The following is a 21,143-nucleotide window of genomic DNA, read 5'->3' as shown; positions in this document are numbered from 1 at the left end:
CGAAAATCGGTTATTTAAGGCCTGCTTTTAAATAATTGTAAAACAATTCCTATATTTATACGCAAGAAAGGTATCAATCATGAATAAGACTGTAGGGGAAAAATTAAAGATGCTGCGTAAAGCGAAAAATATGTCACAAGAAGAAGTAGCAGACAGTCTTCATATATCACCATCGGCTTATGCAAGAATGGAACGCGGAGAAAGTACTTCCTGGGCAGTTCATTTTAAAAGGATTTGCGAGGTTTTTGAAATAGCACCGGAAGAATTAGTGCGAGAGGAGATAGGGGTTAAAACTTATGAGAGTTTGATGAATATTGATCAATTGATAGACTATTCTATGCTTGGTGTTTATCGAAAGATTATCAGAAAATACGAATTAGAGATTGAAGATCTTAAAAGTATAATTAAACATTTGAATAAAGGACAGGAATAAAAAAAGCTTCACCAGTAAAGTGAAGCTTTTTAAGTATATGAATTATATAATTAACGTATAATGCAGATTTAGTTAATTTCTTTAGTAACGATTTGCATCGTTTCGCGGCTTACTTGTTTTAATAAAACGGCTTTGTTTTCTTCTACCGTTTGTGCCGCTTGTTCTGTAAAATGACGAATGGTATACAAAGTCACATTCTCGCTAAATTCTACTTTGAATTTTTTCGAAAGAATGGCGTTCAGGTCATTAAAATTCCCAAATTTATCTTCCACACAAACCGAAAAACTAATGGCAGAATTCTGAATCAGATTTACTTTTATTTTAAATTGGTGAAACAAAGCAAAAATCTCGCTGATATTCTCTTCCATAATAAAAGAAAAATCAATCGAAGAAAGAGAAATTAAAAGCTGTTCTCTTTTTACGATAAAACAAGGATATTGCGGCTCCAAATCGACACCTTTAGAAACACAAGTCCCTTTTAAAAGTGGATTAACAAAAGATTTTACGTACAACGGAATTTCCTTTTTCTGTAAAGGCTGCAATGTTTTTGGGTGAATTACAGTAGCTCCGTAGAAAGCCAGCTCGATCGCTTCACGATAAGAAATCTGGTTTAATAAACTTGCATTCTCAAAATAACGCGGATCGGCATTCATAACTCCCGGAACGTCTTTCCAAATTGTAACACTTTCTGCATTTAAGCAGTAGGCAAAAATTCCGGCAGTATAGTCAGAACCCTCACGACCTAAAGTGGTAGTAAAGTTGTTCTCATCGGCACCTAAGAATCCCTGAGTAATGTTTAGAACTTTACGAGGAACATTTTTACTGATGTTTTGTTGTGTAACCTCCCAGTCTACTTCAGCATCACGGTAGTTGGCATTGGTTTTGATAAAATTTCGAACATCCAGCCATTGCGTTTGAATGCCCATAAAATTCATAAAATGACTTAAGATAGTCGTTGAAATCAATTCTCCGAAGCTCACAATCTGATCGTAAACAAAATTATAGTTTGGAGATTTATTGTGTGCCAGGAAGTATTCCAATTCAGAGAATAGTGCTTTTACAGCAGTAAAAACAGCATGTTCTTCGTTCTCAAACAAATCCAGTAAAATTTGATTGTGGTATTTCTTTATTTCATGTACGGATGAACTCAGTTCTGATGATTTATCAAAATAATTTTTGATTACTACTTCAAGAGCATTTGTCGTTTTTCCCATTGCAGAAACTACTAAAATCACATCTTCATAACCTACTTTTTGTAAAACGTCGTATACGTTTTTAATTCCTTCGGCATCTTTAACCGATGCTCCACCAAATTTAAATACTCTCATTTTTAATTTTAGATTTTTTATTTCAGATTTCAGACCGGATGAAATCTTGTATATGTTATCATTTTTTCTGCCATGAATCTATCCTAATTAGTGAAATTCGTGGCAAAATATTGTTTTTTATAATTTTTCTAAAAACGAATTAATTCCCGTTTCGTCCATTTGAACAACTCTCCAGTCTTCAAGGATTTTTGCACCCGAATTCTCGTAGAATTTTACAGCAGGAGTATTCCAGTCGAGAACATTCCAATCGATTCTGAGAACATTATCCTGCTTTCCCTGTTTTATGATTTCGGCATAAAGTGCAGACCCTAAACCTGTACCTCTCATCTTTTCTTTAACGACCAAATCTTCAAGATGTATTGTTTTTCCTTTCCAGGTCGAGTATCGGTAATAGTAGAATGCAATTCCAACAATTTCTTTATGATTTTCGTCAGTATCAATTTCTGCAACAAACACATGAAACAGTGGTTTTTCACCAAAACCGTCACGTATTAAATCTGCTTCTGTAATCACTACGGCATTTGGTTCTTTTTCGAATATTGCCAACTCCTGTATTAATCCCAGAACCGATTTCATGTCTTCAGGATTCCCTTTTCTAATATTCATATATTCTTATTATTAAGCGTTTATTAGCTAAAAAAGTATTCTTTTGCTCAGTACTTTAGGGCTTTGTTTAGCAAATATACAATAGTGGCAAACTAACGAAATAATTTTTAAACCATTCTCACAAAAAAAACGATATTTGTGACTTAAAAACAAAATTACAACGATTTAGTAATGGAAGAACGCAATAAAACACTGGGAGAGTTTATTATTGAGAACCAAAAAGCATTTCAATATTCGTCGGGGGAGCTTTCCCGAATTATCAATTCTATACGTTTGGCGGCCAAGGTCGTAAACTATAAAGTAAACAAAGCTGGATTGGTGGATATCATTGGCGCTGCAGGAGAGCAGAATGTTCAGGGTGAAGACCAGCAAAAATTAGATGTATATGCAAACGAAGTATTTATTCAGACGTTAATTAACCGTGAGATTGTCTGTGGTATTGCTTCAGAAGAAAACGACGATTTTATTACTGTTCAGGGGAGCGACAACAGTCATAATAATAAGTACGTGATCTTAATGGATCCGCTGGACGGATCTTCAAATATCGATGTGAATGTATCAGTGGGAACCATTTTTTCGGTTTTCAGAAGAATTACACCTATCGGAACTCCGGTTACAAGCGAGGATTTTTTACAACCGGGAGTCAATCAGGTAGCAGCAGGATATGTAATCTATGGAACATCAACCATGTTGGTATACACAACAGGTCATGGTGTAAACGGATTTACCTTAAACCCTGCTATTGGAACATTCTATCTGTCACATCCGAATATGAAATTTCCAAAAAATGGGAATATCTATTCAGTCAATGAAGGAAATTATGTTCACTTCCCACAAGGAGTAAAAAATTACATTAAATATTGTCAGAGAGAAGAAGAAGACAGGCCTTATACTTCAAGATATATTGGAAGTTTAGTTTCTGACTTTCACCGAAATATGATCAAAGGCGGAATTTATATTTATCCAACCAGTTCAAAAGCACCAAAAGGAAAATTGAGATTGTTGTACGAATGCAATCCGATGGCTTTTATCGCAGAACAGGCAGGAGGAAAAGCAACAGATGGCTTTGGAAGAATTATGGAAATACAGCCAACTGAATTGCATCAAAGAGTTCCGTTTTTTTGCGGAAGTTACAACATGGTAGAAAAAGCAGAAGAATTTATGGCGGAAACAGAGTAATCTCCGTTTTTGGTTCGTTTCAAACCCGACAGGTTTTTAAAACCTGTCGGGTTTCTTTTGCGGTAAATTTTAGTTTCGGTTTAAAAACAAAAAACCCGACAGTTCAAAACTGTCGGGTTTATTTTTTATTTAGCTTTAGCTATCAGTTTGAAAACTGAAAACTGCGACTGAATACTATTTATGCATGTGTTGCATTTCGTAAACAAAAGTATCACCGTCTACTTTTTTGTCGACTAATGATAATGCTTTAGAAATAATATAGTTTACGTTGCTTGGCGTAAAACCTAAAGCGATACCTAATTTTCGTAACATCACTTCTTGTTGGTCTTCAAGATGGTGATCTACGTGTACCATTCTTGTTAAATCATACAAACGTTCTAAACGCTGTACGTGCAAATAAGGAGGATTGATAGGGTATTTTAATGGGTCGTTAAGAATTTCTTCGTATTCAGTTTCTGAAATTTCTAAACGTGCAGCCAATTTGTCCAAGAAATTTTTTTCTTCAGGATGTACAATTCCATCAGCTAGTGCTACACGAACAATAGCAGAAAAGTGACCTTTGTTTCTTTGTTTGAATTCGCTATCAAATAAATCTGAAAATGACATAATTATGGTTTTTTTATCCTACAAAGATAATTTTTATTTTAAATTATTAATTTTAAAGTTCTCATAAAATTTAACTTAATTTTTATCGGTTGTTTTAGTTTGGGACAGCTGTAATTGTTCAAAATAAATCGTAAGTTTACAACCCCTAATCATTATAATAGAGTACCCTTATGTCAGAATTTTGGATTTATTTTCAAATAGGATTAAAGCATGTTTTAGATATTAACGCTTATGATCACGTTCTTTTTTTAATTGCATTAACAACCCCTTATTTGTTTAAAGACTGGAAACGTATTTTGCTTCTTGTTTCTGTTTTTACAATTGGTCATACACTGGCTTTATTGCTTTCTGTTTACGGAATTATTGCGATAAAAGTGAATACTGTTGAGTTTTTAATTCCCATAACGATTTTAATTACTGCAGTTTTTAATCTTTTAACAGCCGGAAAGAACTCTAAAAATGATGGTTTGAATGTAGTGTTTTTTGTGACCTTATTTTTTGGAATTATACACGGACTTGGATTCTCGAATTATTTCAAAACAATTTTAGGAGGATCACCTGGTTCAAAATTACTACCTTTAGGAGAATTTGCTTTAGGAATTGAAGCAGCACAACTGGTTGTGGTTTTTGTAGTTTTGATACTATCTTATATTGTGCAGACCATATTTCGTTTTTCAAAACGTGATTGGGCACTTGTAATGTCGGCTTTTGTTATCGGAGTGGTTATTCCCATGATTATTGAAAGCCCAATTTGGAACAGATAAAATAAATGAAGAAAAAAAAATTAAATAAATACGATAACGCCTATCTGAGGATTGCCAAAGAGTGGAGTTTGTTGTCGTATTGCAAACGAAAGCAGGTAGGTGCTATTATTGTAAAAGACCGGATGATTATTTCGGATGGATACAATGGTACCCCGTCTGGTTTTGAAAATTGCTGTGAAGATGAGGAAGGATTAACCCGTTGGGACGTTCTTCATGCCGAGGCAAACGCCATTTTGAAAGTAGCAAGATCAACGCAATCCTGTGAAGGAGCGACATTGTATATTACGCTTTCACCTTGCAAAGAATGCAGCAAATTAATACATCAGTCGGGTATAAAAAGAGTGGTGTATCATGACGGATATCGTGACGATTCCGGAATTCAGTTTTTAATAAAAGCAGGTGTCGAAGTCGAACATATTCCTGTTTTAGAAGAGTAAATGAAATTTAATTCAAAATATTTACCACTTGTTATCGGAGCGACCTTAGCTCTGGGTATCGTTCTCGGAAGCCTCATGAATGCTCCCGCAGATGATCAGCTTTTGGCTAAAAATTACTCAAAAACCAAACTGAATAAGCTGATCGATTTTATCAATAATGAGTATGTTGACAGTATCAACACCGATTCAATTGTAAATCTTACAGTCGACAATATCTTATCAAAATTAGACCCGCATTCCGTTTATATCCCCCCAACAGAACAGGCCGAAGTAGCCGAAAGCATGAAAGGGGATTTTGTAGGGATTGGGATTAATTTTTACATGTACAAAGATTCTGTTGCCATTATAAAACCAATTGAAAACGGGCCTTCGGCAAAAGCCGGAATAAAGTCGGGTGACCGTATTCTATTTGCCGGAAAAACCAAACTGTTTGGGCGCAGATTGTCTTCGGATATTTTGTTCTCTAAGTTAAAAGGATTAAAAGGATCTGAGATTGAACTGACTGTTTTTAGAAGATCAGAACAAAAGAAACTTAAGTTTAAAGTAAAAAGAGATATTATTCCGATCAAAAGCGTTGATGCTTCATTGCTGTTGGGGAATAATGCCGGATATATCAAAATCAATCGTTTTGCCGAAACTACCTTTAATGAGTTTAAGAGTGGTCTGGATCGATTGAGGCAAAAAGGAATTGAGTCGCTGGTGATTGATCTTCGTGACAATGGCGGTGGTTATATGGAAGAAGCTATTGCAATTGCAGATGAATTTTTAAAAGACAAACAGCTCATCGTTTTTACTAAAAATAAAAACGGTACAACCGAGAAGACTTATGCAACCAAAGCAGGCAGTTTTGAAACCGGTAAAGTGTATGTGCTGATTAATGAAAACAGTGCATCGGCCAGTGAAATTCTGGCGGGAGCATTGCAGGATAACGACCGTGGGATCATTGTAGGCCGACGTTCTTTTGGAAAAGGTCTGGTGCAGCGTGAAATGGATTTCAACGACGGATCGGCAGTGAGGCTGACCGTGGCTCGTTATTACACCCCAACCGGAAGATCGATTCAGAAGCCTTATAAAAAAGGAAATGAAGACTATTTTAAAGAATCTGAAGCCCGTATAAAATCAGGCGAACTTTATGCAAAAGACAGTATAAAAGTGGCCGATTCTTTAAAGTTTAAAACGCCAAAAGGTAAAATTGTGTATGGCGGTGGCGGAATTGTTCCTGATGTTTTCGTGCCGATGGAGGCCGAGCATGGGAATGAAAATGTTGCCTACCTGATGCAAACCGGAATTGTGGGGCATTTCGTTTTTGAAGAATTGGATAAAAACAGAGGTGTATTTGCCGGACTTCATTTTAATGAGTTTTTGGCAAAGATGAAGGGTTCTGATCTGTATTTTAAAAAGTTCAAAACCTATGTGCTGTCAGCCGGTTTAGATTTGAAATTTGACAAAACCAAAGCGTTGGTAAATCGATATATCACTGCTGAGTTTGCCAGACAATTGTATGGCGAATTGTATTATTACGATGTTATTTTAAAAGAAGATGCCATGATCAAGGCTGTTTTGAAACCAAACAAGTAATCCCTAATCTTCATCAGATGAAAATAGAAACTATTGTAAATGCTGAGATTGAACTGTTAACGGCCATGAAAAGTGCAGATATTCCAACTTTGGAAAAGATGCTGCATGACGATTTACTTTTTAATTTACCGGACGGACAAACCATTACGAAAGAGTTTGATTTAAATTCGTATCGTTCAGGTAAGATGCAAATAGATGCATTAGAAGCTTCAGATCAGACTGTAAACGTAGTTGATGACTCGGCTGTAGTTGCGGTAACGATTTTATTAAAAGGAAGCTTTAATCATAATCCCTTTAACGGAACTTTCAGATATATCAGGGTTTGGAAACAGTTTGATGAAAATCTGAAAGTAATTGCCGGAAGCTGTATTCAATTGCAGTAAAAAAACGATCTAAGCTGGATTTTGTTAATCTGCGGTGTTTTTGTGCTAATTTTTCAGGGTTTTATCGAATACTGTCGTGTGCATGAGTTTGCACGCCGTTGTTCCATAAAGTTAAGATGTCTGTCGCTACAGCGGCGCCGCTTCCGGCTGCAATCGCTAATTGACTTCTCCATCCTGCCAAAGTTCCAATAACATAAATACCGTCGGCAACCTTGTGGTCGTCATTTTTAAGTTGGATTCGCTGTTTTTCTGGAAGTGCTTTTTTGTGTGGCTCGATATAGTGCATCAAGCCTTCTATGTCAAAAGTATTCGCTGAACCAATACCGATTACGATACTTTTTGTTTTATAAGAGTTTTTGTTGGTAGTTACAATGAAGTCCGGGTATGAACCCTCAACTTTAACTACCTTTTCGTTTTCTATCTGAGTGATATGCGGATAAGTTTTGGCTAAATCCTGAGTACTTTCTACTAACAAATCAGATCCCAGTTTGCCGGGTGTAATGCCGTAAGCATTGTAAAAAATGGCTTCCTGTAGAGAAGAGTTTTTTTGATGTGTAAAAATTCCGATTTTTTTGTCGGTTACAAAAGCTTTGTTTTTGGCTGATCCCAATACAAGAGCACAGGACATGCCTGAAACACCTCCGCCAATAATTAAAACATCAAACATAAGATTATCGTCCGTTTGTTTTTTCTTCAATTCTTTTAGAGATTCTAAAAATCAAAAGAATTAAAACGGCGCAGAATGAAGCAGCGATTCCAATAAAAGCAACTACACTGTCTCCCTGAAAAGGATTTTTGAAGTCCAGTAGCGTAATATTAAAAACGATTAATGCCAAAGCCAAAAGCACTAAAATTGAAGTAAAAATTTTCATAATGGTTGTTTGTTTGTCTAAAATAATAAAGTAGAACCGTCAGATGTGAAAAATATCTTAAAGTTATATTTTAGAAATTTTATGGGGTAAATTTATAAAAATAAATGTTAGACAAACAAACCTTTAACATTAGCAGCAAATAATTTAACAGCAATTGCTAAAAGGATTACTCCAAATGTCTTGCGAACTACGCCAAGTCCGTTTTCTCCTAATAAATTTTCTATTTTTTTAGAAGATTTCAAAACAATGTAAACCAGAATAATATTTAGTAAAATGGCAATAATAATGTTAATAGTATGAAACTGAGAACGTAATGACAATAAAGTAGTCATCGTACCGGCGCCAGCAATTAAAGGAAAGGCCAAAGGAACAATCGAGGCTGATCCCGGTTCTTCATCACGATAAATTCGGATTCCTAAAATCATTTCCAAAGCCAGAAAGAACAATACAAAGGAACCCGCAACAGCAAAAGAATGTACGTCAATTCCAATAAGATGCAAAAAACCTTCTCCGACAAAAAGAAAAGTAATCATAATCAGACCGGCTACAATCGAAGCTTTCTCTGAATCTATATGGCCAACTTTCGCTCTCAAATTTAATATAATCGGAATTGATCCTACAATATCGATTACGGCAAAAAGTACCATTCCAACGGTGATAATTTCCTTAAAATCAATTTCTAACATAATTTTTTTATTTACTGTTTAGAGATGTGCAAAAGTAGATAATAAAGTTAATGCTTTTTTGTGATATAGTGAAAGGGCTGTATTTTTGTTATAAAAACACGTGTTGTTGTTAAAAAAAACGATTTTTATAACAATTGCCAAGTTGTTTTGCATATTTGCAAGGCGTTTGGTGAAAAATGTTGCGACGGTTTTTCGTCCATGACCAACATAAAGTGTTTTGGATGAGAATCTCTTGGGTAAGTATGAGAAAAGAATAGACAGAATATCTGCTTTCTTTGCGTATCTTTGCACTTTATAAATTACAGTATTTCAATATCATGTTTCAATTAGGGAAAACCATTATTTCAGAAGATATTCTTGAAAAAGAATTTGTGTGCAACTTGTCAGCTTGTAAAGGAGCTTGCTGTGTTGATGGAGATGCAGGTGCGCCTTTGAGCGAAGCTGAGACTAAAATTCTGGAAGAAATCTATCCTAAGGTAAAACCTTTCTTGCGAAAAGAAGGTATTGCTGCCATCGAAACTCAGGGAACCTGGGTAAAAGGAACGGATGGTGATCTTGAAACGACTCTGATTGATAATAAAGACTGTGCTTATGTTATTTTTGATGGCAAGACCGCGCTTTGCGGAATTGAGCAGGCGTACAATCAGGGAATCGTAGACTGGAAAAAACCTGTTTCCTGTCATTTGTATCCAATCCGGGTGAAAGACTTTACAGAGTTCGCTGCTGTAAACTATGACAAGTGGGACATTTGCGACGATGCCTGTTCGTTAGGTAAGGAGTTGGAAGTTCCGGTGTATAAATTTGTCAAAGAAGCATTAATTCGCCGTTTTGGACAGGACTGGTATTTGGAGCTTGAAAAAGTTGCAGAAGAACTCAAAAAATCGTAAAAAATCGGTAGCCATTACCATTGCTGGGAAGTGTTCGGATTTTGATTAAAAAACATTTAAGAAGTCAGGTGAAAACTTTTAAAAACATTTAAAATTTTCTTGCTTTTTGTTTCAAAAATTCTATATTTTACTTCCAAAAATGAGATGAAATTTAATATTAATTTGCTTGTTTTCAGTATTTTAGTTATTGTATGAAAAATATCTCATTTTCGGTGTGTTGTTAAAAACTACGTCCGATTGTGAATAAGTTTGACTTTTATTTTCGGCAACAAATGACAATCTTTGTAGTCTACTGAATGAGCTAAAATTTAGTATAAAAATTAAAGAAAAATTTCATGTTACAAGTCGAGCCAATATTACAAGAAAACAAAAATCGTTTCGTTATTTTCCCAATAAAACACCATGATATTTGGGAATGGTACAAAAAGATGGAGGCTAGTTTCTGGACTGCCGAAGAAATCGATTTGCACCAAGACTTGACTGACTGGAATAATAAATTAAGTGACGACGAAAGATACTTTATCAAGCACATTTTAGCTTTTTTTGCTGCTTCTGACGGAATTGTAAATGAAAACCTTGCAGAGAACTTTGTAAATGAAGTTCAATATGCCGAAGCTAAATTTTTCTATGGCTTTCAAATTATGATGGAGAATATTCATAGTGAGACTTATTCTTTATTAATTGATACCTATGTAAAAGATGAAGCAGAGAAAGCGGAATTGTTTAATGCTTTAGAAGTTTTTCCTGCGATTGGTAAAAAAGCAGAATGGGCTTTAAAATGGATCGAATCAGATTCGTTTGCTGAAAGACTAATTGCTTTTGCAGCAGTAGAGGGGATCTTTTTCTCAGGTGCTTTCTGTTCAATTTATTGGTTGAAAAAACGTGGTTTAATGCCAGGTTTAACTTTTTCGAATGAATTGATTTCGCGTGACGAAGGTGTACACTGTGATTTTGCAGTGCACTTACACAATCATCACCTGGTTAATAAAGTCCCAAAAGACAGAATTAAAGAAATCATCGTTGATGCTTTAAATATCGAAAGAGAGTTCGTAACAGAATCTCTTCCGGTAAGTTTAATAGGAATGAATGCTACTTTAATGACGCAATATCTAGAATTTGTTGCGGATAGATTATTAGTAGAATTAGGTTGCGAGCGTGTGTATGGATCAGCGAATCCGTTCGATTTCATGGACATGATCTCTCTTCAGGGAAAAACTAATTTCTTTGAAAAACGTGTTGCGGAGTATCAAAAATCAGGTGTGATGAACACAGATAGTGATGCTCAGAAAATTTCATTTGATGCAGATTTTTAGCCAACAGCAATAAATTTAGTGTATACCAAAACACTAAAAAAATAAATCATTTTATAAGATTGAATCTTCATCCCAAATCGTTGATTCAAGTACAATTTTTAATGCCTTTCAGTTTGTTTTTCAAACTGGAAACAGACAACTATTGAGAATCCTGCAATTCTCAAAAAATAATTTAAAAACACACAATGTTTAAGCCTTGGAATTCGTTATTCCCGAGACTTTCATTTTTTCAATAACTAAAAAAGTAAGCTTATGTATGTAGTAAAAAGAGATGGCCATAAAGAGCCGGTAATGTTTGATAAGATTACAGAAAGAATCAAAAAATTGTGTTATGGTTTAAATGAACTTGTAGATCCTGTTAAGGTGGCGATGAGGGTTATTGAAGGATTGTACGATGGGGTTTCGACGTCTGAGTTGGATAATCTTGCGGCAGAAACGGCGGCTTCTATGACGATTGCGCATCCTGATTATGCACAATTGGCGGCACGTGTGGCAATTTCAAATCTACATTCCAATACCAAAAAATCGTTCTCAGAAACGATGAAGGATATGTACAATTACGTAAATCCAAGAAACGGACAAGATGCTCCGTTACTTTCGGATGAAGTATTTAAAGTAATTCAGGAAAACTCTGCTTTCTTAGATTCTCATATCATTTACACAAGAGATTTTAATTACGATTACTTTGGTTTTAAAACCTTAGAACGTTCTTATCTGTTAAAAATAAACGGTAAAATCGTCGAAAGACCACAGCACATGTTAATGCGTGTTTCGGTTGGTATTCACCTTGACGATTTAAAAGCTGTAATTGAAACCTACGACTTAATGTCTAAAAAGTTCTTTACGCATGCAACGCCAACGTTGTTTAATGCAGGAACTCCAAAACCACAAATGTCTTCTTGTTTTCTATTGGCCATGCAGGACGATAGTATTGATGGTATTTATGATACTTTAAAACAAACCGCTAAAATTTCACAATCGGCGGGAGGAATTGGACTTTCTATTCATAACGTCCGTGCGACGGGATCATACATTCGTGGTACAAACGGAACTTCAAACGGAATTGTTCCGATGTTGAGAGTTTTCAATGATACTGCTCGTTATGTAGACCAAGGTGGTGGAAAACGTAAAGGAAGTTTTGCGATTTACATCGAAACCTGGCATGCTGATATCTTTGATTTCTTAGATTTAAAGAAAAACACAGGGAAAGAAGAAATGCGTGCGAGAGATTTATTCTTCGCGATGTGGACTTCAGATTTATTCATGAAACGTGTGCAGGAAGATACTACCTGGACTTTAATGTGTCCTAATGAGTGTCCTGGTTTGTACGATGTTTATGGAGAAGAATTTGAAGCATTGTATACCGATTATGAATTTAGAGGAAAAGGTAGAAAAACGATTCGTGCACGTGAATTATGGGAGAAAATCCTGGAATCACAAATCGAAACGGGAACACCGTATATGTTGTACAAAGATGCAGCAAACCGTAAATCAAATCACAAGAATTTAGGAACCATTCGTTCGTCTAACTTGTGTACAGAGATTATGGAGTACACTTCTAAAGATGAAATTGCAGTTTGTAACCTGGCTTCTATTTCATTACCAATGTTTATTGATAACGGAAAATTCGATCACGAAGCGCTTTACAATGTAACGAAACGTGTAACACGTAACCTGAACAAGGTAATCGACAGAAACTATTACCCGGTTAAGGAAGCTGAAAATTCTAACCTTCGTCACCGTCCGGTGGGATTAGGAGTGCAAGGTTTAGCAGATGCTTTTATCATGTTGCGTATGCCATTTACAAGTGATCAGGCTAAAGCATTAAACCAGGAAATTTTCGAAACTTTATACTTTGCAGCTGTAACCGCTTCTATGGAAATGGCAAAAGAAGAAGGACCATATTCAACTTTCGCAGGTTCTCCAATGTCACAGGGAGAATTCCAATACAATATGTGGGGATTGAAAGACGAAGAATTATCAGGTCGTTGGGACTGGGCTTCCTTAAGAAAAGAAGTAATGGAGCACGGAGTTCGTAACTCATTATTAGTTGCGCCAATGCCAACAGCTTCGACTTCGCAAATTTTAGGGAACAATGAAGCTTTCGAACCGTATACCTCAAACATTTATACACGTCGTGTATTGTCTGGAGAATTCATCGTAGTAAACAAACATTTACTTCATGATTTAGTAGACAGAGGTTTGTGGAACGAAGATTTGAAACAAGAAATTATGCGTCATAACGGATCTGTTCAAAACATTGATATTATTCCACAAGATTTAAAAGATCTTTATAAAACAGTTTGGGAAATGTCGATGAAAGACATTATCGATATGTCACGTCAAAGAGGATATTTTATTGATCAGTCTCAGTCGTTAAACTTGTTCATGCAGGATGCTAACTATTCTAAACTAACGTCAATGCACTTCTACGCTTGGCAATCAGGTTTAAAAACAGGAATGTATTACCTAAGAACAAAATCAGCAGTTGATGCGATTAAGTTTACGTTGAACAACGATAAAAAAGAAGAAACATCTCCAACTTTAGTTCCGGAAACTGAAGCAATCAGCGTTGAAGATTACAAAGCAATGTTGCTAAAAGCACAAGCTGGAGATCCTGAAGATTGTGAAATGTGTGGATCTTAATGATTTTTAGAAGAAAGAAAATAGAGTAAAGAAGATAGAGTAGAGATTATTTTTATTCTTAAGTTTATAGAAAGCAGTTATCGTAAGGGTAGCTGCTTTTTTTGTTGTCGTTTGTTTTTGTCAATGTAGAGGAACGAGGTGTTTTTGTCCACTGCTATTTTAATATTGTCCAGGGTTTCAACCGTTAAATACACTGCATTTTGTCATAGGTTTTCCAGACTTGAAACTATAACTTGTAATGTATATAAATGTTGTAAAGCGCGTAATATCCTATAAAAAAATCCGTTCTAATTATTACCAAAGATTTTAAAGCCTTAGCACCTTAGTAACTAAGCAACTCAGAATCTTCTCTTTAAACCTTTAAGAGAAAGTCAAGTCTTATTGTAATAATTTCTGAATTATGAAAAAAAGCAATCTTTGGTCATTGCGATTGGGTTTTTCCGGAAAAGAATCCGATGCGATTGAAAAATTAGGAATAGAAAAATTCCTGAAGCAGTCTTATCAATCAAAATTTGATACCCAGCTCCCCGCTTTTCTGGAAGATGATCCCAAAACATTATTAGAACTCAAAGAACTTAAAGAGTCTATTAAAGTCGCAGATTCAGAGGAAAAAAAGAAAGCGCTGAAAAAAGAATTCTATTCCGCTGTGGAGTTGAGAAAATGGTGGATCGGAAAAATGCGTAATGACGAATTTCCATTACGGGAGAATATGGTTTGCTTTTGGCACAATCACTTTGTCTCTACTTCTCAAAAAGTAAAAGTCAATTACTGGATTTACCAGCACAATATGATTTTGCGGGAACATGCCTTTGGTAATTTTAAAGAGCTTACCAAGCAAATCATAAAATCGAATGCTATGGTGAAGTATCTGGATAATGTTGACAACAAAAAAGGGAAATACAACGAGAATCTCAGTCGTGAATTATTGGAACTGTTTACCATTGGAATTGGAAACTATACCGAAAGCGACATTAAGAACGGTGCAAGAGCTCTGGCCGGACTCAATTACGGCGACAACAGGGCTGCTTACAGAAGGTTTGCTGAAGATGATACAGACAAAACGTATTTTGGTAAAACCGGAAATTGGAAAGCAGATGATTTGGTCGATATTATTTTCGAACAGAAAAATATTCCATATCTCATTACCCGAAAAATTCTGGAATGGTTTATTTATGACAATCCGCCTGAAGATTTGGTCACTTACTATGGAGATTATTTTAGAAAGGTGAAATTTGAAATACAGCCTTTGTTGACTAAGATCTTTACCGAAGAGTATAAGAAAGAGAATTCAGGAACCAAAATCAAAGATCCGTTAGTTTATATTTTGCAGCTTTTAGATGAACTGCATATCGACGATCTTGATGAGGGTATGATTTTGTTTTTTCTGAAGCAGCAAGGAATGGATTTGTACAATCAGGTTAATGTGAAAGGCTGGGAGGGAGGAAATTCCTGGCTGACTTCTCAGGTGTATCTGCAGCGCAACAACACAGCCGACTTACTTTGTTCTGGAAAAAGTATTACCCGAAAAACTTTGAACACAATGACCGCTGATGATGAAAAACCAAAACCGCACTTTGAAAAAGTGGATGTAAAAATGGACTTTGATGCCAATGGTACTAATAAAACGATCATCACGGAACTTTCAAACAGATTGTTGTTTAAAGTAAATGATTCGATGCAAAAAGACATGGAGAATTTACTAAAATACGATTTCGATCCAAAAGAGGAACACGCCAATTTTGCTGTAATTCGGCTCTTCAATTATATTACAAAACTGCCCGAGTATCAATTAATTTAGAAGTTATTATCATGAACAGAAGGAATTTTCTAACGCTTACAGGAACTCTTACCGGCGGAATGTTGGTACTTCCTGATTTTTTACACGCATTTGGTTCGCAGAGCAGTTTAATTGTAGGGGAGCAATGTGTGGTGTTTGTTCAGTTAAATGGTGGGAATGATGGTCTGAATACTTTTATACCGTACGACAATCCGCTGTATTACGATTATCGTACAAAAATCGCTTTGAATAAAGACGTTGTTATTGGTAAAAATAAAGGAATGGCATTTCATCCGGCACTGAAAGATCTGGCTCAGATACAGCAAAACGGAGATTTGACTGTAATTCAGAATGTAGGTTATCCCGAACCCATCCGATCACACTTTAGAAGTCAGGAAATTTGGCAAACCGCAACAGATTCTAATAAGTATAGTAACGAAGGCTGGTTAGGACGTTATTTGGATTTACAATGCAATGGACATCAGGCTACAGCGGGAATAAATTTGGATTCGATCGATAATTTAGCTTTAAAAGGAAATGAGCCTAATTTTATAACCGTAAAAGACCCAAACCGATTTAAGGTAAAATCAGATAAAGAAGTAAATGTAACTTTGTCTGATAATCCGCAATTGGATTTTGTTCGGAAAATTGCCAATTCGGTTACAGAAGGATCGGATGAAATTCAGAAGGCATTGGCAAAATCAAAGTCGGAAATTAGCTATTCGAAAACAGAATTGTCTAAAAACCTGGAATGGATTGGCCGACTAATTAAAGGGAATCTAAATTCTAAAGTATATTATACCTCGTTGGGTGGATTTGACACTCATGACAATCAGCTGGCTTTGCACGAAAGAAAATTGGGGGAGCTTAATGACGCCTTGTATAGTTTTTATCAGGATTTGAAACAGGCAAAGTTGCTTCAGAATGTAACGGTCGTAGTTTTTTCTGAATTTGGAAGACGTGTTAGAGATAACGGAAACGGTACAGATCACGGAACTGCGGCGCCAATGTTTATAATTGGCGGAAACAACCGAGGAACAATTTTAGGTAAGAACCCTGATTTATCTAATTTGGATAATGGAGATTTGAAATATGAAATTGATTTCAGAAGTGTGTATGGCTCATTATTACAGCAAAAAATGAATTTCGATTACACTAAAATTGGAATTAAGAATGCACCAGTTTCGGGATTATTTTAGGATTGCTAGATAGCCACGAATTCACGAATTTTTTGTTTAAAAGCTGCAATAGTTTGAAATCATTTGTGAATTCGTGGCAAATAAATAGTGTTCTTAATTTACTCTATTCAAGGCAATTTTTAATTAATTTTGTACTATTGATAATGTATTAATACTGAAAATATGGAAATTAAAAATCTATCTAAATATAGTAATGCCGAAAAAATTGTTTTGGCAGAGCAATTGTGGGACAGTGTTTCTAAAGATGATTTAGAAATTTCTGATGATGTTAAAAGAGAATTAGATATTCGGATACAAAATTTAGAAGAAGGAAAGTCAGAATTGTATTCTTGGGAAGAGGTTAAGGCCCATTTAAAATCTTTGAGATAATTGTATAAACTTCAATTTGTAAAGGAAGCATTATTTGATATTGAAGATATAGTTCTTTGGTATGAAGAGTAGCGTATTGGGTTATCTTATGATTTTGAACTTTGTTTGGAAGCAGGAATTGATACCATTTTAAGGAATCCCGATGCTTTCCAAAAGAAATACAAAAATATAAAAATCCGATTTATTTCGAGATTTCCTTATGGGATCCATTATAGATTAGAAGAGTCAGAAATAATCGTACTTGGTGTCTTTCATACTTCTCGATCTCCAAAAAAATGGTCTAAAAGATTAGGGTTGTAATATTGACACTATTTAAACAGTTTCAAAAAGTGGGGATAATTCACTAATTTTTTCCTTTAAAAAAAATCACACAATTCGGAAAATTGAATTTCACGCCACAATTATTTTGCATTAATTCGTGAATTCATAGCGAAAAAACGTAGCACATTAGTACCTCAGAACCTTAGCGTCTTCAAAAAACCAATTGTAAATATCTCATTTTAAGAGGATATTTTTATATTATCTTACAAAACATCATAAATTTGTTAAGAAATCCTTTTTTGTTTCATAAAAAGTATTATTTTTTTTGGTGCGGTAAAAATAATTTATACATTCGCAGAGTATTTATTGAAAAACACAAACAAAATGACTAATAACCGTTTTTATTTTAGCAACTCTTTTTATTTCTTCTTTAGTAGAAGTGAGGATTGTGCTATGGTTATTTGAGAAAATTAAAAGACAAATAAAACTAATATACAATCCTGATGCAAATCAGGATTTTTTTTTGAATATATGACAACGAAAATTGCGATACAAGGTATTAAAGGATCTTTTCACCATCAGGTAGTGAAGGAGTATTTCTCTGAAAACGTGGATATTGATGAGTGTTTATCTTTTGAAGAATTAATTGACAGTCTGCTTTCAGGAAAATCTGAGCAGGCAGTAATGGCTATTGAAAATTCGATTGCGGGGCCAATTATTCCGAATTATGCCTTGATTGATAAGAATAATATTCACATTATTGGAGAGCATTATTTGAATATTCACCAAAATTTAATGGCTTTAAAAGGTCAGAAAATTGAGGATATAAAAGAGGTTCATTCACATCCGATGGCCTTATTGCAATGCATGGATTTTTTGAAACAATACCCAAATATTAAATTGGTTGAGGATAAAGATACGGCCGAAACAGCAAGAAGAATTCAGGAGAAACAATTGACCGGAATTGCAGCGATCGCAAGTAAAACGGCTTCAGAAATGTACAATTTAGAAATTATTGCTCCTGAAATCCAAACCATCAAAAACAATATGACCCGCTTTGTAATCATTAAAAAGCAGAATTCATTTTTGCCGGAAAATGAAATTAACAGAGCCTCAATTAAATTTGAACTGGATCATAAGAGAGGAAGTCTGGCAGCGGTTTTAAATGTAATGAGTGACTGCAAATTGAATTTGACGAAAATTCAGTCCCTTCCAAAAATTGAAACACCTTGGAAATATGCGTTTTTCGTAGACGTAACCTTTGAGAAATACGAGGATTTTGCAAAAGCCAAATCGTTATTAAATATTATGGCAGAGTATTTTAAAGTATTGGGAGAATACAAAAACACCAAGCCTTTAAGTGAGTCTTAAAGTTGAAAAGTCGAAAATCATAAAGTCAAAAAAATAATATAACAAGTTAAAAAGTTTAAATGAGCCTAAAGCATACAGCTTAAAGCCTAAAGCAAAAAAAAAAATGATCACAACAGCAAAACGATTAGATACAGTTGAAGAATACTACTTCTCCTCAAAATTGAGAGAAGTTCGTCAACTGCAATCTGAAGGGAAACCTATCATCAATATGGGCATCGGAAGCCCTGATTTGAGTCCGTCTAAAGCAGTAATTGAAGCGGTAGCCGCAGCAATTCAGGAGGAAAACGGGCATGGCTATCAAAGCTATCAGGGGTTGCCGGAATTGAGAAAAGGGATGGCTGATTTTTATCAGAACCAGTTTGGTGTTGTGTTGAATCCAAACAATGAGATTTTACCGTTGATGGGTTCGAAAGAAGGAATTATGCACATTTCGTTAGCATTTTTAAATGAAGGCGATCATGTTTTAATTCCGAATCCGGGTTACCCAACGTATACTTCGGTAACCAATTTGGTTGGAGCAGTTCCGGTTTATTATGATTTGAAAGAAGCAAATGCCTGGGAACCTGATTTTGAAGCTTTAGAGAAATTAGATCTGAAGAAAGTAAAACTGATGTGGCTGGGGTATCCCCATATGCCAACGGGCGCAAGAGGAAGCTTGACGTTATTTGAAAAATTGGTTGCTTTTGCTAAAAAACACAACATACTATTGGTTAACGACAATCCGTATAGTTTTGTTTTGAATGATAATCCAATGAGTTTGCTGCAGGTTGAAGGGGCAAAGGATGTGGCTTTAGAATTGAATTCATTGAGTAAAACATTCAATATGGCCGGCTGGAGAGTGGGGATGGTTTTAGGAAATCCTGAAATTATAGATGCTGTTTTGAAAGTAAAAAGCAACATGGACAGCGGTATGTTTTATGGAATTCAGAAAGGCGCTGTCGCAGCTTTAAATTGTGGCAAAAGCTGGTTCGAAGATCAAAATGTAATTTACAGACGTCGTAGAGAATTAACAGAAAAATTAGCAGAGAAATTGGGCTGCAAAGTTTACAAAGAAGGTGTTGGACTATTTGTTTGGGCAAAACTTCCGGAAGGAATAGCGTCAGCAGAGAAGTTTATTGATGAGATATTATATGAGAAACATATTTTCATCACGCCGGGAACTATTTTCGGAAGCAATGGCGAAGGATACATCAGATTCTCATTGTGTGTAAAAGAAGAAAAAGTACAAGAAGCGATAGAGCGATTTTAAATATATAAGATTTTAGAATCAAGAGTCTAGATTTTATCCAAATTGTCTGGCTGAGCGGAGTCGAAGCTTTTTTTTAATTAATAAATACTAATAAAATAAATAACTAAAAATGAAAAGAATACACCTACTTTATTTAATTCTATCAATTTCTTTTATTGCCTGTGAAGGTGATGAGGGATCACAAGGGTCAAACGGAGTAAACACTTTAGTAAATATGTCAGTTGAAAATCCAGGAATCAATTGTGAAAATGGAGGAGTAAGAATTGAAACAGGATTAGATAATAATTTCAATGGAATATTAGATGGTAATGAAGTTCAAAATACAAAATATGTTTGTAATGGTATAAATGGAAAAAATAGCTTAACTACTGTGATCAAAGAGCCTAAAGGGGCAAGTTGTGAAAATGGGGGAATAAAAATAAATTCTGGATTGGATCTTAATAAAAATGGTGTTTTAGAAGAAAATGAAATAACTTCTACTGCATATGTTTGTAATGGAACAGATGGAAATACGAATTTAACAAGAACCACTAATGAAAGTTCAGGAGGTAATTGTGGAAATGGAGGATTAAAGGTTGAGTATGGATTAGATTTAAATAAAGATGGGGTCTTAGATGATAACGAAGTGAAATACAAAACATATGTATGTAATGGTTTAAACGGAAATCTCAGTCTTGTTAATATTACAGATGAAGCTAAGGGAGGTGCTTGTGGGAATGGTGGAGTAAAGATAGAATCGGGCATTGATTTAAATAATAATAAAATATTAGATAATTCAGAAGTTCAAGTTACAAAATATGTGTGTAATGGAAATGGAGGAATTGTATTTGTAGAAGTTCGAGTGAGTTTGAATACTCTAAGTACAGCATATGCAAATCCAATTTCGCGAGGGATCAGATTTGATATTAGAGATTTCAAAGATGTAAAGTCAGTTGTTTTTGAGGCGAGTGCTTATGTTCTTAACTCTAATAATCATGCATTACTGGAACTTTATAACATTACAGATGGTAAAGTAATAGCAAATAGTTTAATTAGAAGCAATTATTTACCAAGCGCTTTACAAAAATTGCGATCAAATGAAATTTTAAATGGACTTCCTCAAAAAGAAGTGGAATTGGGAATAAAATTGCGTTCTGAGATTTCTGGACAATTTTCAGAAATAAATGATGCTTGCCTTATACTAAGAAGTGAATAACTGG

The 21,143-nt window shown here is 35.0% G+C and carries 22 protein-coding genes; 16 read left to right on the top strand and 6 right to left on the bottom strand.

Features of this window, described 5'->3' with window-relative positions; genetic code table 11:
• Positions 1-79: 79 nt before the first annotated feature.
• Positions 80-433, top strand: a complete 354-nt coding sequence (locus tag M4I44_RS02580; protein ID WP_249966430.1) for a helix-turn-helix domain-containing protein — start codon at positions 80-82, stop codon at positions 431-433.
• Between the two features lie 68 nt (positions 434-501).
• On the opposite strand, the gene M4I44_RS02575 is transcribed toward M4I44_RS02580, so the two are convergent.
• Together M4I44_RS02575 and M4I44_RS02570 are read right to left on the bottom strand one after the other, a co-directional pair.
• The gene (locus M4I44_RS02575; protein WP_249966429.1) at positions 502-1,761 is read right to left on the bottom strand and encodes an aspartate kinase; all 1,260 of its coding nucleotides are present in this window, start codon (positions 1,759-1,761) and stop codon (positions 502-504) included.
• Positions 1,762-1,878: 117 nt separating this feature from the next.
• Positions 1,879-2,367, bottom strand: coding sequence for a GNAT family N-acetyltransferase (locus M4I44_RS02570; protein WP_249966428.1), 489 nt, complete (start codon positions 2,365-2,367; stop codon positions 1,879-1,881).
• 171 nt (positions 2,368-2,538) lie between these two features.
• Here M4I44_RS02570 and fbp point away from each other — a divergent pair, with 171 nt between their 5' ends.
• The gene (fbp, locus tag M4I44_RS02565) at positions 2,539-3,546 is read left to right on the top strand and encodes a class 1 fructose-bisphosphatase (RefSeq protein ID WP_017496190.1); all 1,008 of its coding nucleotides are present in this window, start codon (positions 2,539-2,541) and stop codon (positions 3,544-3,546) included.
• A gap of 174 nt (positions 3,547-3,720) precedes the next feature.
• Here the strand turns inward: fbp and M4I44_RS02560 are convergent, their stop codons facing one another.
• Positions 3,721-4,152: a TerB family tellurite resistance protein gene (locus M4I44_RS02560; RefSeq protein ID WP_017496189.1), complete on the bottom strand. Its 432-nt coding sequence runs from the start codon at positions 4,150-4,152 to the stop codon at positions 3,721-3,723.
• Positions 4,153-4,322: 170 nt separating this feature from the next.
• Between M4I44_RS02560 and M4I44_RS02555 the strand changes: the two genes are divergently transcribed.
• From M4I44_RS02555 to M4I44_RS02540, 4 genes are read left to right on the top strand one after another with little or no spacing between them, the layout of a single operon-like run.
• The gene (locus tag M4I44_RS02555; RefSeq protein ID WP_017496188.1) at positions 4,323-4,916 is read left to right on the top strand and encodes a HupE/UreJ family protein; all 594 of its coding nucleotides are present in this window, start codon (positions 4,323-4,325) and stop codon (positions 4,914-4,916) included.
• A 5-nt stretch (positions 4,917-4,921) separates the two neighbouring features.
• The gene (locus M4I44_RS02550; RefSeq protein ID WP_249966427.1) at positions 4,922-5,353 is read left to right on the top strand and encodes a dCMP deaminase family protein; all 432 of its coding nucleotides are present in this window, start codon (positions 4,922-4,924) and stop codon (positions 5,351-5,353) included.
• On the top strand, positions 5,354-6,931 hold the full coding sequence (locus M4I44_RS02545; RefSeq protein ID WP_249966426.1) for a S41 family peptidase: 1,578 nt from the start codon (positions 5,354-5,356) through the stop codon (positions 6,929-6,931).
• A gap of 17 nt (positions 6,932-6,948) precedes the next feature.
• Positions 6,949-7,314: a nuclear transport factor 2 family protein gene (locus tag M4I44_RS02540; RefSeq protein WP_249966425.1), complete on the top strand. Its 366-nt coding sequence runs from the start codon at positions 6,949-6,951 to the stop codon at positions 7,312-7,314.
• A 61-nt stretch (positions 7,315-7,375) separates the two neighbouring features.
• Here the strand turns inward: M4I44_RS02540 and M4I44_RS02535 are convergent, their stop codons facing one another.
• From M4I44_RS02535 to M4I44_RS02525, 3 genes are all read right to left on the bottom strand, one after another.
• Complete coding sequence (locus M4I44_RS02535; RefSeq protein ID WP_026109955.1) at positions 7,376-7,981, bottom strand: FAD-dependent oxidoreductase; 606 nt, start codon at positions 7,979-7,981, stop codon at positions 7,376-7,378.
• A gap of 4 nt (positions 7,982-7,985) precedes the next feature.
• On the bottom strand, positions 7,986-8,186 hold the full coding sequence (locus tag M4I44_RS02530) for a hypothetical protein (RefSeq protein WP_017496183.1): 201 nt from the start codon (positions 8,184-8,186) through the stop codon (positions 7,986-7,988).
• Positions 8,187-8,293: 107 nt separating this feature from the next.
• Complete coding sequence (locus tag M4I44_RS02525; protein WP_070906525.1) at positions 8,294-8,872, bottom strand: MarC family protein; 579 nt, start codon at positions 8,870-8,872, stop codon at positions 8,294-8,296.
• A gap of 317 nt (positions 8,873-9,189) precedes the next feature.
• Here M4I44_RS02525 and M4I44_RS02520 point away from each other — a divergent pair, with 317 nt between their 5' ends.
• The 10 genes from M4I44_RS02520 (at position 9,190) to M4I44_RS02480 (ending at position 21,139) form a co-directional block, all read left to right on the top strand.
• Complete coding sequence (locus M4I44_RS02520) at positions 9,190-9,759, top strand: DUF3109 family protein (protein ID WP_249966424.1); 570 nt, start codon at positions 9,190-9,192, stop codon at positions 9,757-9,759.
• 335 nt (positions 9,760-10,094) lie between these two features.
• Positions 10,095-11,072: a ribonucleotide-diphosphate reductase subunit beta gene (locus M4I44_RS02515; protein WP_070906526.1), complete on the top strand. Its 978-nt coding sequence runs from the start codon at positions 10,095-10,097 to the stop codon at positions 11,070-11,072.
• 252 nt (positions 11,073-11,324) lie between these two features.
• Entirely contained in the window at positions 11,325-13,718 is a 2,394-nt protein-coding gene (locus M4I44_RS02510) for a ribonucleoside-diphosphate reductase subunit alpha (protein WP_017496179.1), read from the top strand.
• A 400-nt stretch (positions 13,719-14,118) separates the two neighbouring features.
• Complete coding sequence (locus M4I44_RS02505) at positions 14,119-15,516, top strand: DUF1800 domain-containing protein (protein WP_249966423.1); 1,398 nt, start codon at positions 14,119-14,121, stop codon at positions 15,514-15,516.
• A gap of 11 nt (positions 15,517-15,527) precedes the next feature.
• The gene (locus tag M4I44_RS02500; RefSeq protein ID WP_249966422.1) at positions 15,528-16,694 is read left to right on the top strand and encodes a DUF1501 domain-containing protein; all 1,167 of its coding nucleotides are present in this window, start codon (positions 15,528-15,530) and stop codon (positions 16,692-16,694) included.
• Positions 16,695-16,856: 162 nt separating this feature from the next.
• Complete coding sequence (locus tag M4I44_RS02495) at positions 16,857-17,063, top strand: addiction module protein (RefSeq protein WP_017496176.1); 207 nt, start codon at positions 16,857-16,859, stop codon at positions 17,061-17,063.
• A 105-nt stretch (positions 17,064-17,168) separates the two neighbouring features.
• Complete coding sequence (locus M4I44_RS22570) at positions 17,169-17,363, top strand: hypothetical protein (protein WP_371922991.1); 195 nt, start codon at positions 17,169-17,171, stop codon at positions 17,361-17,363.
• Between the two features lie 492 nt (positions 17,364-17,855).
• Complete coding sequence (locus tag M4I44_RS02490) at positions 17,856-18,695, top strand: prephenate dehydratase (RefSeq protein ID WP_249966421.1); 840 nt, start codon at positions 17,856-17,858, stop codon at positions 18,693-18,695.
• A gap of 103 nt (positions 18,696-18,798) precedes the next feature.
• The gene (locus M4I44_RS02485; protein WP_249966420.1) at positions 18,799-19,944 is read left to right on the top strand and encodes a pyridoxal phosphate-dependent aminotransferase; all 1,146 of its coding nucleotides are present in this window, start codon (positions 18,799-18,801) and stop codon (positions 19,942-19,944) included.
• 109 nt (positions 19,945-20,053) lie between these two features.
• On the top strand, positions 20,054-21,139 hold the full coding sequence (locus M4I44_RS02480) for a hypothetical protein (RefSeq protein ID WP_249966419.1): 1,086 nt from the start codon (positions 20,054-20,056) through the stop codon (positions 21,137-21,139).
• The last annotated feature ends 4 nt before the right edge of the window (positions 21,140-21,143 follow it).

Source organism: Flavobacterium sp. B183, assembly GCF_023539155.1.
In the GTDB taxonomy this organism is placed as follows: domain Bacteria; phylum Bacteroidota; class Bacteroidia; order Flavobacteriales; family Flavobacteriaceae; genus Flavobacterium; species Flavobacterium tructae.
This window is presented reverse-complemented; position numbering and strand designations above follow the sequence as displayed.